At 67.1% G+C, this 15,258-nt stretch carries 6 protein-coding genes; 4 read left to right on the forward strand and 2 right to left on the reverse strand.

Features of this window, described 5'->3' with window-relative positions; genetic code table 11:
- Positions 1 to 29 precede the first annotated feature (29 nt).
- From ACOCEP_RS12365 to ACOCEP_RS12380, 4 genes are all read left to right on the forward strand, one after another.
- Entirely contained in the window at positions 30 to 9,731 is a 9,702-nt protein-coding gene (locus ACOCEP_RS12365; RefSeq protein WP_482337352.1) for a polymorphic toxin-type HINT domain-containing protein, read from the forward strand.
- Positions 9,732 to 9,744: 13 nt separating this feature from the next.
- On the forward strand, positions 9,745 to 10,266 hold the full coding sequence (locus ACOCEP_RS12370; RefSeq protein ID WP_482337353.1) for a hypothetical protein: 522 nt from the start codon (positions 9,745 to 9,747) through the stop codon (positions 10,264 to 10,266).
- A gap of 20 nt (positions 10,267 to 10,286) precedes the next feature.
- On the forward strand, positions 10,287 to 12,218 hold the full coding sequence (locus ACOCEP_RS12375; protein WP_482337354.1) for a tachylectin-related carbohydrate-binding protein: 1,932 nt from the start codon (positions 10,287 to 10,289) through the stop codon (positions 12,216 to 12,218).
- 149 nt (positions 12,219 to 12,367) lie between these two features.
- Positions 12,368 to 13,618 carry a hypothetical protein gene (locus ACOCEP_RS12380; RefSeq protein ID WP_482337355.1) on the forward strand — a complete coding sequence of 417 codons (1,251 nt, stop codon included), beginning with the start codon at positions 12,368 to 12,370 and terminating at the stop codon, positions 13,616 to 13,618.
- Here the strand turns inward: ACOCEP_RS12380 and glfT1 are convergent.
- Both glfT1 and wzt read right to left on the reverse strand, forming a co-directional pair.
- Positions 13,530 to 14,438, reverse strand: a complete 909-nt coding sequence (gene glfT1 / locus ACOCEP_RS12385) for a galactofuranosyltransferase GlfT1 (protein ID WP_482337356.1) — start codon at positions 14,436 to 14,438, stop codon at positions 13,530 to 13,532. The genes ACOCEP_RS12380 and glfT1 overlap by 89 nt on opposite strands.
- Complete coding sequence (wzt, locus tag ACOCEP_RS12390) at positions 14,435 to 15,256, reverse strand: galactan export ABC transporter ATP-binding subunit Wzt/RfbE (protein ID WP_482337357.1); 822 nt, start codon at positions 15,254 to 15,256, stop codon at positions 14,435 to 14,437. Before wzt ends, glfT1 begins: the two co-directional genes overlap by 4 nt.
- Positions 15,257 to 15,258 lie beyond the last annotated feature (2 nt).

The following is a 15,258-nucleotide window of genomic DNA, read 5'->3' on the forward strand; positions in this document are numbered from 1 at the left end:
TCGGTGGAGCACTAGGTGCCCTTGGATTGGTGATCGTGCTTCTACTCGGGATGGTGAGCGCCGACGCCCTCCATCCCGGAAGCGTGGACCCGGCTAACCCGAGTGATCTCGCGCCCCGGCAGGAGTGGGGGACCGCGGAGGGACAGCAGCACGAGGTCGAGTCCGCGACGGGGAACCGTGCCGAGCCGAAGTCCGAACTCGCGAAGTACCCCCAGCCGGTCTTCCACTCGGACAAGCCCAAGCCGAACCCGGTGGCCGAACAACCGGTGTCCGCCAAGGTCACCGGGTTCGACGAGCGGGCCAGCCGTGAACTGCCGGACCGCCGTGGGCCGAGGGAACGGACCTTCGCCAATCCCGACGGGACGGAGACCACGGAGTTCTCCGAGGGGCCGCTGAACTTCCGTCGCCCTGACGGCGGCTGGCAGCCCATCGACCCGGCCGTCGTTCCCGACGGAGGCGGCTGGCGCAACGCGGCGGACCAGGTCGACACCAGGTTCGCCGGTAAGGCGTCGCCCGAGCCGTTCGTGTCGATGCGGCTGCCCGGCGCCCAGGAATTCGCCTTCGGCCTGGCGGGCGCGCAGGCCGTCCCCGCCCGTGTCGAAGGCAGCGCCATCACCTATCCGGGGGTGGCGGGCGGCGCCGATCTGCGGATCGACGTCCTGCCCGGCGGGATCAAGGAAACACTGGTTCTCGGTTCTCCCCAAGCCGCCACCAGCTGGCTCTTCCCGTTGCGTCTCGGTGGTCTGACTCCGAAACTGATCGACGGCCGGGTCGCGCTGCTCGACGGTGCGGGTGCCGAGCAGGCGCACATCCCCGCGGGATTCATGACGGATTCGGCCGCGGAGAACCCCGCCACGTCCTACGGCGTCACCTACTCGCTCGTGCCGCACGGCGGTGGACAGGCGCTGAAGGTCGACCTCGACCAGGCATGGCTGCGTGACCCGGCCAGGCACTATCCGGTGCTGGTGGATCCCAGCGTGCACCAGGGCGTGGCAGGCAACAGCATGTACGTCTCCGGTGGTCAGCGGCGCAGCGGCGCGAGCGAGCTGCTGGTGGGCAACGGCTCGGTCGGTTACTTCGACTTCGGCGGGGTGTCGGGCGCGCTGTCCGGGCACAAGATCTTCGGCGCCCAGCTGTACTTGACCAACTTCGACGCGCCGTCCTGCCGTCCGGAGCCGATCACCGTGCATCCGGTGACCGCGCCATGGGGCACGTCCGGGACCCCGCCGACCGGTGGACCGCTCGGTGGCGCGAGCTTCGCGCACGGCTACGTCGGCCTTGGGCAGTCGTATTCGCCGTGCCCCACCGCCGCGCACGCGATCGACCTCGGCGACGGAGGCCGCGACCTGGTGCAGGGCTGGGTCAAGGGCCAGCCGAACCACGGGCTGGCGGTGAAGGCCGTCCGCGGCTGGAAGAAGTTCACCGGACACCAGACGGCGAACAAGCCGCGCCTGTTCGTGACGCATACTCCCTACGACGCCGGCTATCGCATCGAACGAGGTACACCGGAACCGCCCGTGCACCGCACCAGCGGTGACAAGGCGAAGGTGCGGATCGCGGTGACCAACCGGGGCTCACGGACCTGGACTCCTGCCGAGTACCGCTTGTCCTACCGGGCGTTCACCACCGACGGCAGGCCGAAGGACGCACGTGAGTCGGCGAAGCTGCCGCGTGACGTGCCGCCGGGTGACACGGTGACTCTCGACGCCACGGTGTTCGGGATGGAACCGGGCGATTACCTGCTCGATTTCAGCATGGTGCACAACAACACCTTCTTCACCGACGAGCAGATCCCGCCCGCCCGGCTTTCGATGACGGTGTTCGAACTGCCGCCCGTGGTCAAGGGGCAGTACCCGCCCGCCGGGCACACCGCGCCGACGTTGACCCCGCAGCTGTGGGCCGACGCGGTGGACATCGACGCGCCTCCGAACACGACGATCGACTACGAGTTCGAGATCTGCCAGCGCAACGAGGCCACCGGCGCGATCGATTTCGGTTGCACGCTTTCCCCGCGTACCAAGGCGAAGACCTGGACCGTCCCCAAAGGACGGTTGCGGTGGAGCGAGACGTACCACTGGCGCGCGTTCGCGGTCGATCCGAGCGGAACCCGCAGCGAACAGCTCCCGTTCAGCGCGTTGCTCACGGCGGTTCCTCAGCCGGACATCACCTCGCACCTCGGAGGCGCGCCCTACAGCGCCGGTGACCTGGACTTCGATCCGCAGGTCGGCAACTACACGACCGGCGCGATCGACGCGGCGGTCGGGGTCACCGGCCCGGACCTGAACGTCGCCCGCACGTACAACAGCCTGGACCCACGCAAGGATCTCGCGTTCGGGGCGGGCTGGGCGACGCGGTACGACATGCGGGTCGTCCCGGATCTCGACGGTTCCGGCAACGTCGTCGTCACCTACCCGGACGGCCAGCAGGTCCGGTTCGGGCACAACGCCGAGAACGGCAGTTTCGCGCCGCCGCCCGGCAGGTTCGCGACGTTCTACCAGGACGTCGTGACGCCGGCGCAGAACTACGTGCTGATCGACAAGTCCAACACCACCTACACGTTCCGCCCGTTCGACGGAAAGCTCATCACCGTCCACGACAACGCGGGCCGATGGGTCGAGTTCGACTACGGCGCCACGGGGCAGCTCAAGCGGGCGATCAGCCGGACCAGCGGCAGGACGCTGTACTTCACCTGGACCGGCGCGCATGTCACCGAGGTCAAGACCGATCCGGTCGACGGCGCGGCCATCAGCTGGAAGTACGAGTACGACGGCGACCGGCTGACCCGGGTGTGCGATCCGAAGAACGGTTGTACGTCCTACGAGTACGACACCGGCTCGCACTATCGCAGTGCGGTTATCGACGCCAAGCCGGATTCCTACTGGCGCCTTGGCGAGACGGAAGGCGACGTCGCGAAGAGCCAGGTCGCCACGAATCTCGGCAAGGACCACGGCGCCTATCGCACCGTCCAGCTCGGGAGCCCGGGCATGGCGGCGGGCAGCCCCGACACCGCCTCGACCTTCAACGGCACCAATTCCTACGTCAAGCTCCCCGACGGCGCGATCAAGAAAAGCCGGGATCTCTCCATCGAGATGTGGTTCAAGACCACCAGCGGCGGGCCGCTGGTCGGTTTCCAGCACCAGCCGTTCGACCGGGCGCCCGGCGGCGCGGTCCCGGCGCTCTACGTCGACCGCGACGGGAAGCTGCGCGGTCAGTTCTGGCACGGCCGCGTCGCGCCGATCACCACCACCGGCGCGGTGAACGACGGGCAGTGGCATCACGTCGTGCTGTCCGGTTCGCTGGCGACCCAGACGATGTTCCTCGACGGCGTGAAGGTGGGCACCACCGACGGCGAGATCGACGACAGCCTGCTCACCTACGGGCAGATCGGTGCTTCGCACGTCGTCGGCCCGGCCAACTGGGAACCCGCCGGATGGTGGCCGGGACAGGCGGTCAAGCATTTCGCGGGCGAGATCGACGAGGTCGCCCTCTACCAGCATCCGCTGGGCGAGTCGGCGGCGAAAGCGCACTTCGCCGCCCGTGCCGCCGCCGACCAGCTCACCAAGGTCACCATGCCGGGCGGCCGGGTGGCCGCGCAGCTCGCCTACGACACGGTCAACGACCGGATCCGGACCTACACGGACGACAACGGCGGCAAATGGACCCTCGGCGTGCCGAACGTGAGCGGGACCGAGAAGCTCGACGAGCAGAAGCGTCCCATCCGTAACCTCGTCCGGTCGATCGAGGTCACCGATCCCGCGAACCGGTCGAGGTTCTACGACTACGACCCGATCCGCGGCCGGGTCATCCGCACGTCGAGCCCGCTCGGGCTGGGCACCCGTGACGAAGACCGGCCCGACCCGTCGGTGGTGCCGACCTCACCCCCGACGACGGCGCCGGCGTGTACCGGAACGCCGCCACCGAACCCGGACGGCAGCCCGGTCTACTGCGGCGGCCCCGGCCACAACACGCCGGACTGGGTCGGTGGCCCGGTTCAGGGAATCGGCGTGCGTAGCTACGACTACGACGAAAGCGGATTCCAGCAGACCATCACCGACGAGAACGGCCACCAGGTCGTGCTCCACAACGACGAGCGAGGCAACGTCCTGTCTCGCCGGACGTGCCGTGAGCCCGGCGTGTGCGACACGGAGTACTTCACCTACTACAAGCCCGCTCCGGGTAAGGCGAACGACACCGACCCGCGGATCGACAAGCAGCTCGAAGCGCGCGACGGCCGGTCCACGAGCGCGACCGACAACACCTACCGCACCACGTTCGCCTACACGCCGCGTGGTGATCTGGACAGCCAGGTCACGCCCGACGGCTCGACGGTGAAGCACTTCTACACCGACGGTGAGAGCGCTGCCGTCGGCGGCGGGCTCGAACCCGCCGGGCTCCTGCAACGGACCCTGGACGCCCGTGGCGCCGAAACCCGGAACCGCTATTACGCGAACGGTGATCTCGCCGAAACCGAGGGCCCTCGGCGAGACGGTGAAAGCCGGGGGATGGTCACTCGGTACACCTACGACGCGCTCGGCCGCAAGATCACCGAAACCGAGGTGTCCGACGCCCATCCGCAGGGCCTCACCACCACGTTCACCTATGACGCACGCAATCTCCTCGCCAAGGTGACCGAACCACCGGTGACCGACGCGGTGACCGGGGTCAAGCACACCCGGGCCACCACGACCACGTACACGGCCGACGGCGAGCCGGAGAAGGTGGAGGTCGCGGATCTCACCGGTGGAGACCAGACCAGGGTCACCGGCTACACCTACGACGAACACGGCAGGCAGAACTCCGTCACCGACGCGACCGGAGCCACGACGTCGTTCGGCTTCGACGTCTTCGGCAATCGCATGTGGACGGTCGACGCGCTCGGCACCCGGATCGAATACGCCTACACCGCGCGCAACAAACTCGCCGAGGTCCGTCTCCGGGGCTGGCACGGGAAACCCGTCAGTGGCGGGAAGAACTCCGACAGCCCCGATGACTCCGAAGCCAAGCTGCTCGTGATGGAGTCCAATACCTACGATCTCGCCGGCAGGCTCATCCGTCACGTCGACGCGATGGGCAGGGCCACGACGTACGAGTACACGCACAACGATCTGGTCTTCCGGGTCCATGCGGAAAAGGGCAAGAAGGCCGACGGAACGACCGAAAAGGTCCTCCTGGAACAGAACGCCTACGACGCCGCCGGCAACCTCGTCCGCCGTCTCGGCCCCGGCGGCAGGCTGACCGCCCATGAAATCGACGCCGTCGGCCGGACCAGGGCGACCGTCGAGGACCCCGGCGGGCTCGCCCGCCGGACCGAGTACACCTACGACCCGAACGGCAACGTCACCCAGGTCGCCAAGGTCGGCAAGAACTCGAACACCGGGCCGTTCGGAAGCGGTCCGGCGGAGGTCATCGACTTCACCTACGACGCGGCGGGGAACCAGACCTCGGAAAGCGTCCGCCACGGGCAGTCGGCGTTGATCACCAAACGCCGATACGACCAGCGCGGGCTGCTGGTGGCGGAGACCGAACCACGCGGCAACGTCGCGGGTGCGGATCCCGCCGCCTTCACCACCGAATACCGCTACGACGAGGCGGAGCAGCAGGTCGGTGCCAAGCTGCCCGCGGCGTCCTTGGAGTCCGGCGACGGGAAATCCGCCGTCGGCAGGCCGGAGACCGTGGTCGGTTTCAACGTCTTCGGTGAAGAGACCGCGACCAAGGACGCGAACGGCAACGTCACCAAGCGGTCCTACGACGCGGTGGGCCGGCCGGTGCGGGTCGAAGCTCCCGCCTATCGTGCGCCGGGTTCGGCCGACCCGGTCGTCCCCGCCACCTCCGTGGTCTACGACGCGGTGGGCAACGTCATCGAATCGGTCGGCCCGCGTGGTGCGATCAGCCGGTTCCGGTACGACCAGCTCGGTCGTCAAGTCGAGCAACAGCAGCCAAAGGCGGACGCGCCTGGCGAGGTCGGCGGCGTGTGGAAGTACGACTACACGCTCACCGGGGAACGGCTGTCGGTCACCGACCCGACCGGCTCGCGGCAGGAGGCGACCTACGACTTCCTCGGCCGCAAGATCACTCAGACAGCCTTGGAACGCAAACCCGTCGCGGGCGCGCACACCACCAAGTTCGACTACAACGAGGCCGGCGACCTGACCACGGTCACTTCGCCCTCGGGCGACGTGACCACCAGCGCCTACGACGCGCTGGGGCAGCGGACGTCCGTCACGGACCCGGCGGGGGTGACCACCCAGCTCGGCTATGACGGGATCGGTCGTCAGGTGTGGCAGCGGGACGCCAAGGGGCTGACCAGCTTCGCGCAGTACGACCCGGCCGGCCGCAAGACCGCGATGGTCAACCTCGATGGCGGCAACCGTATTCAACGGCGCACGTCCTTTGCCCACGACGCGGCAGGCCAGGTGGTTTCGGCGACCGACGCACTGGGCAAGACGACGAAGTTCGACTACGACCCGCTCGGCAGGCTGGTCAAGCAGGTCGAACCGGTGTCCGACACGAACTCGATCACCACGTCGTTCGGTTATGACGCGCAGGGAAACCGGACCCGCTACACCGACGGCCGCGGGAACTCGACGTTCTCCACGTTCAACGCGTTGTCGTTGCCCGAAACGGTACGGGAACCGGCGACCACGGCGCATCCGGCGGAAGCGGACCGCACCTGGACCTCCGTCTACGACGCGGCCGGTAACGCCACCAAGATCGTGTCGCCGGGAAATGTGAGCAGGACCCGGGAATACGACGCCCTCAACCGGCTGGTCAAGGAGACCGGGACCGGGGCCGGGGTGAACGGTGAGCGGCTCAAGAGCTACGACGACGTCGGCAGGCTGACCGGCACCGAATCCGGGATGGGCAAGAACGCCTACACCTACAACGATCGTGGCGCGATGCTGACCGCCACCGGCATTTCCGGCGAATCGGCGTTCGAGTACGACGCGGACGGTCGGCCGATCACTCGTTCGGATGCGTCGGGCACGTCGCGGTTCAGCTACCTCAAGGGACGGTTGTCGACCGTGTCCGATGGGGTCACCGGTGCGGCTCAGGCATTCGGTTACGACACCGTCGGCAGGCTCGACAAGGTCGATTACGGGCAGGGCCGGACTCGCGAGTTCGGTTACGACGTGCTGGGACGGCAGTCTTCGGACGTGCTCAAGGCGTCCACCGGCGTCACGGCGTCTTCGGTCTCCTACGAGTACGACCTGAACGACCGCCTGACCCGGAAGGTCGCCGCGGGCACGGCCGGCGCCGGCGACAACGGCTACACCTACGATTTCGCGAACCGGCTGGCCAGCTGGACCACCGGTGGCAAGACCACCGAGTACGGCTGGGACGCGTCGGGTAACCGGATCCGGAACGGCGAGAAGACCGCGACGTTCGACGAGCGGAACCGGGTGCTGGCCGACGGGGACTACACGTACTCGTACACCGCCCGCGGTGGTATGGCCTCGCGCACCAGCTCGGGTATGGAGGAGAAATTCTCCTTCGACTCCTTCGATCGGCTGATCAGCGTAGGCAAGTCTCAGTACACCTACGACGACATGGACCGGGTGCTGTCCCGCGGTAGCACCAAGTTCGCCTACGCGGGTGCCGATCTGGACCCGGTTTCGGACGGCACGGCGACCTACGGCCGCGGTCCGTCCGGGGAACTGCTGTCGATCGGCCAGGGCGCCGAGAAGCGGTTCACCCTGGCGGACAAGCACGGGGACATCGTCGGTGGATTCGATCCGTCCAAACCGGACTCGGGCCTGGCGGACTCGACCGCCTTCGATCCTTTCGGCACGGTCACCGCGTCTTCGGGAAGTAAACGATCGGTCGGTTACCAGGGTGACTGGACGGATCCCGACACCCAGCAGGTCAACATGGGTGCCCGCTGGTATCAGCCCGGCACGGGCGCGTTCGCCTCGCGCGACACCGTTTCGGCGGCGTCGGGTACCTCGACCCTGTTCAACCGCTACACCTACGGTGCAGGCCGACCGCTCGACCTGATCGACCCCGACGGTCACTGGCCGAACTGGGGCGCGATCGGCCGAGGTATCTGGGAAGGCGTCAAGGAGGTCTCGGGCTACAACGACGTCGCGAAGTTCATCAAGGACCCCAGTATCGGCAACTTCCTCTGGGCCGTGTCGAACTACGTTCCCGGCGGGAAGATCGCGAAGGGGATCAAGTACGCCGTCAAATGGGGCGACGACCTGGCCAACGCGGGCCGGCGGGTCGGAGGCCAGGTGGCTTCGGCAGGACGGCGCTATGGCGACGATGTCGTAGGTGGCGTTCGTCGCTACGCCGACGATGTCGCCGGCGGTGTACGCCGGTACGCCGATGATGTGGCGGGCGGTATGCGCAGGGTCGGCGGGCATGCCGCGGCCTGGGCGGGCCGATCGGCGGCGAAGGCGGCCGCCGCTGCCGCCGCACGTCGAGCGGCCGCGGCAGCCGCGGCGGCCGCACTGCGCCGGGCGCAGCTGGCGGTGACCGCGCGGGCCAAGGCGGCCATCGCTTCGGCGGCGAAACGCAACCCGCTTCCGGTTCAGCAGGCGGTTCTGAAGCCGAGGCTCGCCGCGAAGGACCTGGTCTCTTCGTCCCCGAACGTCCCGGCGCGGTTCGCCGCTGCCACAGCGGAGCACGTCCAGGACGTCAACAAGGTCTGGGAGACCGTCAAGGCGACGATCATCAAACCGGGCACGAGCGTGATCCAGTCCGTCGCCGAACAGGCGGTGTCGGATTTCGCGAACACCCAGGTGCCGGGCCTCGGCGACGCGCTCAGCCTGATGGGCGGCCATCGGAAACGCGGCTCCGAAGAAGCCAAGGACGCGGGCCGCAGCGCGCGTGGTCAGGTCACCTGCAAGCTGGACCGGAACAGTTTCGACGGCGCGACCACCGTGCTGATGGCGGACGGATCGCGTAAGCCGATCCAGGACATCAAGGTCGGCGACAAGGTGATCGCGACGGATCCGACCACGGGCAAGACCGCGGTCAAGGAGGTCACGGACGTCCGGGCGCACCGGGCGGACGGGAAGCTGTACGAGATCTCCGTCGATTCGGCCGGCGGCAAGGGCAAGATCACCGCGACCGACGAACACCCGTTCTGGGTGGAGAGCCTGGGCCGCTGGCTCGGCGCCGAGGACCTGAAGGCCGGCTATCGGTTCCTGACCGCCGACAACCGGCCGGCGACGGTCACCGGCACGCGGTCGTTCTCCGACGTCCGCCAGGTCTACAACCTGACGGTCGACGGCATCCACACGTACTACGTGGGGGCGGGCAGTGGTCAGTCCACCGCCGCTGATGTCCTTGTCCACAACTGTGGGCCCCTCTACAGCGAACTGGACAACGGGAGAGCCGGTCCGGCCTATGCCGAGGTTTCCCCTCAAGTACTGGCTGATGCGGCTCAGGGACTCATCGGCTCTGCAGCCGGACGTGGAAAGCGTTACAGCCCTGCCGGGTTCCTTGGTGACGCGGCTGGTCACTCGCGCGGTCACCTGATCGGAAAGCAGTTCGGTGGCGACGGTCGCGATTTGAGGAACCTTGTGACGCAATCGAAAATCCAGAACAACGGCCCGATTAGCGACGCGGAGGACCTCATTGCCGAGCATGTCAAACTCAGTGGTAATACGATCATCATGAGTGTCACGCCGGAATATGGTGGCGGCGGAGTTGTGCCAAGTCATGTTGTCATCGAGGCCGTTGACGACTTTGGCTGGTCGTTCAGGCGTCGGCTGGCCAACATGTAGAGAGGTAGGGGACATGAGTGACCTGGAGCGGCTTGTCGCACTTTGCCCTCCTCCTGCGGTTGTCGATCGGGCGGTTCTTGGCCGGGGCGTCGGGCCGGCGATTCCGGCCAGTCATCTCGACTTGTTGAACGCTTACGGAACGGGGTGCTTCGATGAATTTCTGTGGATATACGGGGTGGGGGTCGAGAATAAGCACCTTGATATTCATTCACGCACCCATGAGATGAGGAAGATTCTTCGACGAAATGCTGCCGATGGAATCCGCGAAGTCCTACGCTCGTATGGTGTCGATGCCAGTGAGCTGATCCAATGGGGAGGGACCGATAACGCGGACTCTCTCATGTGGATACCTGTGGGCGATCCGGTTGGTTGGCCGACTCTCGTCATAGAGTCCGGTCAGTTGGGTTTCACGGTGTCGCCGCGGAGTTCCACCGGTGTTCTGCTCGATCTGCTGACCGGAGTTCTGCGTACCGACGTTTTTCCGTTCGATTTTCCGAGTGAAAATCCAAGCTTCTCCACCGATTTCATACCCTGATGGCAGAAAGAGATACCGTAGTGACCAGATTCAGACGTTCGGCCGGGATCGCCATCCTGGCCACCACCGTCGCGGTGACCGCTCCGGTTCCGCTCGCCGCACCGGCCGCCGCCGCCGAGACCCTCCAGTGCGACACCGCGGCCAACGTCTTCGCGAAGCTGCCGAGCGGGGAACTGCTCCTGTACACCAGCCAGGAGCCGGAACGGCCCGCCGACAACTGGCAGAGCAAGAAGATCGGCAATGCCTGGCCGAGCTTGCGGGGTGGCCCCGACGGCCGGGTGTACTACTTCACCCAGAGCGGCGAGCTGCATCGCCATCGGTGGACGAACACCGGCTGGGAGAACGGCGGTATTTCGCAGCGAATCGGTACCACCTGGCAGGGGTGGGGCGAGCAGGCGGCCCGTAACAGGATGGCCGTCGACGCCAAAGGTGACTTCTACGGCTTCCCCTCGGACAACGCGCTGCACTGGTGGCGCTACGACGAAACGGCCAAGACCTGGTCCGAGCGGGTGCTCGACCTCGGCTGGGGCCAGAAGTACGACATGATCTTCGCGTCCGGCGACGGGCAACTGTTCGCGCGCACCCCGGCGGGTCAGCTCTACAGCTTCCGCTATCACGCCGAAAGCGATCGGTGGCTCGAGTACGCCCGCCTGGTCGGCGGTGGCGGATGGCAGGCGTTCAGTGACGTCGCGGGCATCGGCGGTGGCGTCTTCTACGCCTTGGACGGCGGTGCCGGAAAGCTCAAGTGGTACCGCTACCTCGGTGACGGCGCCTGGGCCGATGGTTCGGGAACCATCGCCAGCCATGGCTGGCCCGCCGACTGGCACCTCGAAGGCAAGTCCGACGCCTGCAAGCTGGTGGGGCAGACGGTGCCGACGCGGCCCGCGGTGCCGGCGAACTTCACCGCGCGCAACACCGCGGTGCAGGGTGACGACGGTCTGATGAACTACTTCTACGTCAACAACGCCGGCGGCCTCACCCACGCCAAACAGCGCAGGACGTCGGAGTGGAACCTGATCGACCACCAGACGTTCCCCGAGTACTTCAAGTACACCGGGCAGCCCACGGCGGCCACCCACCCCGACGGCAAGCTCGAGGTCCTGGCGCACAGCTACGACGACGCCGACGTGCGTGGCAAGCTGCAAACGGCGAAGAACAGCACGTGGCAGGCCGGGGTCCAGTCCCATTCTGGGCGGATGCTCTCCGGTCCCAGCCTGGTCAAGGGCTCGGACAATCTGATGACCGAGTTCGCCGCCGACGTCGACGGCAAGCTCTGGTACCGCAAGCAACTGGTGCTCTGGGGCGCTCCGGTCCAGGGGAGCTACGGCGCTTGGCGTTCGCTGGGTGGTGACGGCCTGACCGCCGATCTGAGCGTGGTGCGCAACGGCGACGGCTTCGAGGTCGTCGCGAGGCACGGTGACGGATCGGTCCGGGTCGCCCGGTTGGCCGGTGACACGCTCGGCGCGTGGCGCAACCTCGGTGGCGTCGACGTCACCGACGTCCCCGCCGCCGTCGCACACAGTGACGGAAAGATCCAGGTCGTGGTCCGCCGCGCTGACGGCAAGATCTATACCCAGCGTGAGACCTCGGCAGGTTTCCCTGGCGTCTGGCAGCCGATCGACGGCGTGACCGCCAAGGGTGCCCCGGCGGCGGTCGTCACCAGCCGCGGCAACGTGGAGATCACTGTCCGCAGCAGCGACAGCTTGATTTACAGCACGGGTCAGACGACCCCTGGTGGCGTCTTCCGTGAGTGGATGGTGCGTGACCTGCACGAAGCCGGTACCGATCCGGCGATGGTCATGCTGCCGGACGACAGCTGGGCCGTGAGCTGGCGTGACCCCCAGGGTGAGATCTACACCTATCGCGGGATCTACGGGGCGGCGACAGCGCAGCGCAGTGCGGCCGCAGAGTCGTCCGCGCCGACGTACACCGGTGGCAAGGCGCATTCCTGAGAAATCGTGAAACCCTGCGCGGCCGGACCCGGCCGCGCAGGGTTTCACCCATCGCCTGACCGGGGACGAGCCGACCGGTCGCGCCCACTACGATTCCGATGGACTCCTCCGCTGAGGATGCGCTGGTTGCCTACGCGACGGATCGAGAGATGACTTCCGAACAAACCGAGCTGATCTCCCGTACCCGCGGTACGGCGCTGACCCAGCGACTGTGCGTATACGGCACGCTTGCCATGGTCACGCTGCTCAACGTGATCTCCCACGCGAATCTGGCGCCCAACGCGCACGAAAAGGCGTGGGGCGACGCGATCAACTATTTCCGGATGTCGGAGCAGACCGGCGCCGCGGTGGACAATCCGTTCGCACTGCGCATGCTGAGCCCCTGGCTCGTGCACCGCGCGAACCTGGTGACCGGCATCTCGCTCGACCGCTTGTGGCTGGCACTGACCGTCGTGGCCGTGCTGGCCGCGGCCATCGTGTTCTTCGAGTTCCTCCGCTCGCACCTGAAGCTGCAGCTGTTCACCTCGGCCCTGACCGCGGTCGCCCTGGCGTGCACCTTTTGGTATGCCCCGTACGCCTTCACGAATCCGTATCTCGTCGACCCGCTGAACAACCTGCTGTATGTCGTCGCTTTGTGGCTCGCGTTCGAACGGAAGCTGATCGCCTTCACCGCCGTGATCGTGGTGGGCGCGATCAACAAGGAGACCACGCTCCTGCTCGCGCCGCTGTACCCGCTGCTGGCCTGGACTCGTGGGCGCAAGCTTCGTGACCGCGACGTGCTGGGCGGCGTGGTCGCCGTCGTCGTCGCCGCCGGGCTTTACATCGCCTTCCGGCTCTGGGCACAGAACCTCATCGGCGGGGAATACGGTTTCGGAGCGGGCCAGGGCAACAAGAGCCTGTTCGACAACATCGCGTTCGCGTTGTCGGCCAACAAGGGCAGCGATCAGCTGGTGCTGTTCACGACGTTCCACTTCCTGTGGCTCGTCTTCGCCTTCGGGCTTTACCGGCAATACCGGCGGTACGGCCTGGGCAGCGACCTGCTCGTCGCGAGCATCTGGCTCTTCGGCTGCTGTGTGGCTGGCCGGCTCGTCGCGACCGACACCGGCCGGGTCTTCGTGATGATGGCGCCGCTGGTGCTCGCTGTCGTCGCCGTGGTGCTGGACGGACAGCGCGGTGAACGCCGGCGCCTGTGGGTCGGGCTGCTTCTGTTCCTGTACATCGCGCTGAGCCTGGGCTGGGTGCCGGCGCCGACGAGTTTCCTCGTCGACGCGGCGGCCGCCCTGATCTTCGTGCTGCTGATGTACTACCCGGTCAGTAGCGGTAGAACTTTTCGTGGCGTCCCTGGCGCACGAGTTTCAGCCACTGCAGAAAGGCCTTCGGGTCCCGTTTCACCCCGATGAAGTAGAGGCCGAACCGCACCACTTCGAGCGCGCCGATCTTGCGCATGCCCGGCTGGGACAGCAGGTACCCGCGGTTGCGGTAGGTGTAGTAGCGCTTGACCTCGTTTTCCGGGTCCTGCGCGTGGAACCGGCCGCCCAGCATCGGCTTGAACTCGTCCGAGCCGTCCGGGTGCAGGTACGCGGTCTTGAGCGAGGTGCCGAACGGCAGCCCGGAACGCACCAGGCGCCGGTGCAGTTCGACCTCGTCGCCGCGGAAGAACAGCCGCAGGTCCGGCACGCCGACGACGTCCAGAGTGGACGCGCGGAACAACGCGCCGTTCATCAGCGAGGCGATCCCCGGCAGGAAGTCGACGCCCAGCTCCGAGGACGAACGCTTCCAGGTCAGCCCGCGCCGCAACGGGAACGCGAGCTTGTCCGGCGCCTCGATGTTGGACACCACCGGGGAGATCTCGGCCAGATCCCGCTTCTCGGCCTCGTCCAGCAGGATCGCGAGGACGTTCTCGTCGGCGGGACGGCCGTCGTCGTCCGCCAGCCAGACCCAGTCCGCGCCCAGCGAGAGCGCATGCAGCATGCCGAGCGCGAACCCGCCCGCGCCACCGAGGTTGCGGTGCGAGGGCAGGTACGTGAACGGGAGCGGGTAGTTCTCGACGATGTCCCGCGCCGACTTGTCCGGCCCGTTGTCGACCACGACGAGGTGGTCGACCGGGCGCGTCTGCGCGGCGATCACCTTGAGCGAGTCCGCGAGCAGTTCCCGCCGATGGCGCGTGACGACGACGCCGACGACGGCGCCTTCGGGCAACTGCCGGGTCTCGCTGGTCATCCCTGGCCGCCGTTCGTCGTCGCCGGCTGGGGCTCGACACCGAACCGCTCCAGCGTTTCCTTGCTCATGTTCTCGAACGGGTCGCGCCCCTTGTAGCCGGTGAGCACGTCGCGCAGCGAGCCGCGCTGCTTGACATGTCCCTCGTCCATCCAGATGGCGGAGTCGCACAGTTCGAAGAGGAACTCGTCCGAGTGGCTGGCGAAGACCAGGATGCCCGACCGCTTGACCAGGGCCTTCAGCCGATCCCTCGCCTTGTTGAGGAACGCCGCGTCGACCGCGCCGATACCCTCGTCGAGGATCAGGATCTCCGGGTCGATCGAGGTGACCACGCCCAGCGCCAGGCGCACCCGCATACCGGTCGAGTACGTCCGCAGCGGCATCTGCAGGTAGTCGCCGAGCTCGGTGAACTCCGCGATGTCGTCGACGCGGGCTTCCATCTGCTTCGCGGTCATCCCGAGGAACAGGCCGCGGATGATGATGTTCTCCAGGCCGGAGATCTCCGGGTCCATGCCGATGCCGAGGTCGAAGACCGGCGCGATCTTGCCGGAGATCTTCGCCGAACCGCGGGTGGGCTCGTAGATGCCGGACAGCAGCCGCAGCAGCGTCGACTTCCCGGCGCCGTTGTGGCCCACCAGGCCGACCCGGTCGCCTTCGCGGAGCTGAAGGCTCACGTCGTGGAGGGCCTCGATGATCGGCACCTTGGTCTCGGTGCCGATCTTGCCGCCGACCTTGCCCAGCACCTTCTTCTTCATGGAGCGGGTCTTCGCGTCGAAAATGGGGAAGTCGACGTAGGCGTTGTGCACATCAATGCTGACCATCT

The sequence above is a fragment of the Amycolatopsis sp. CA-211722 genome, assembly GCF_056828465.1.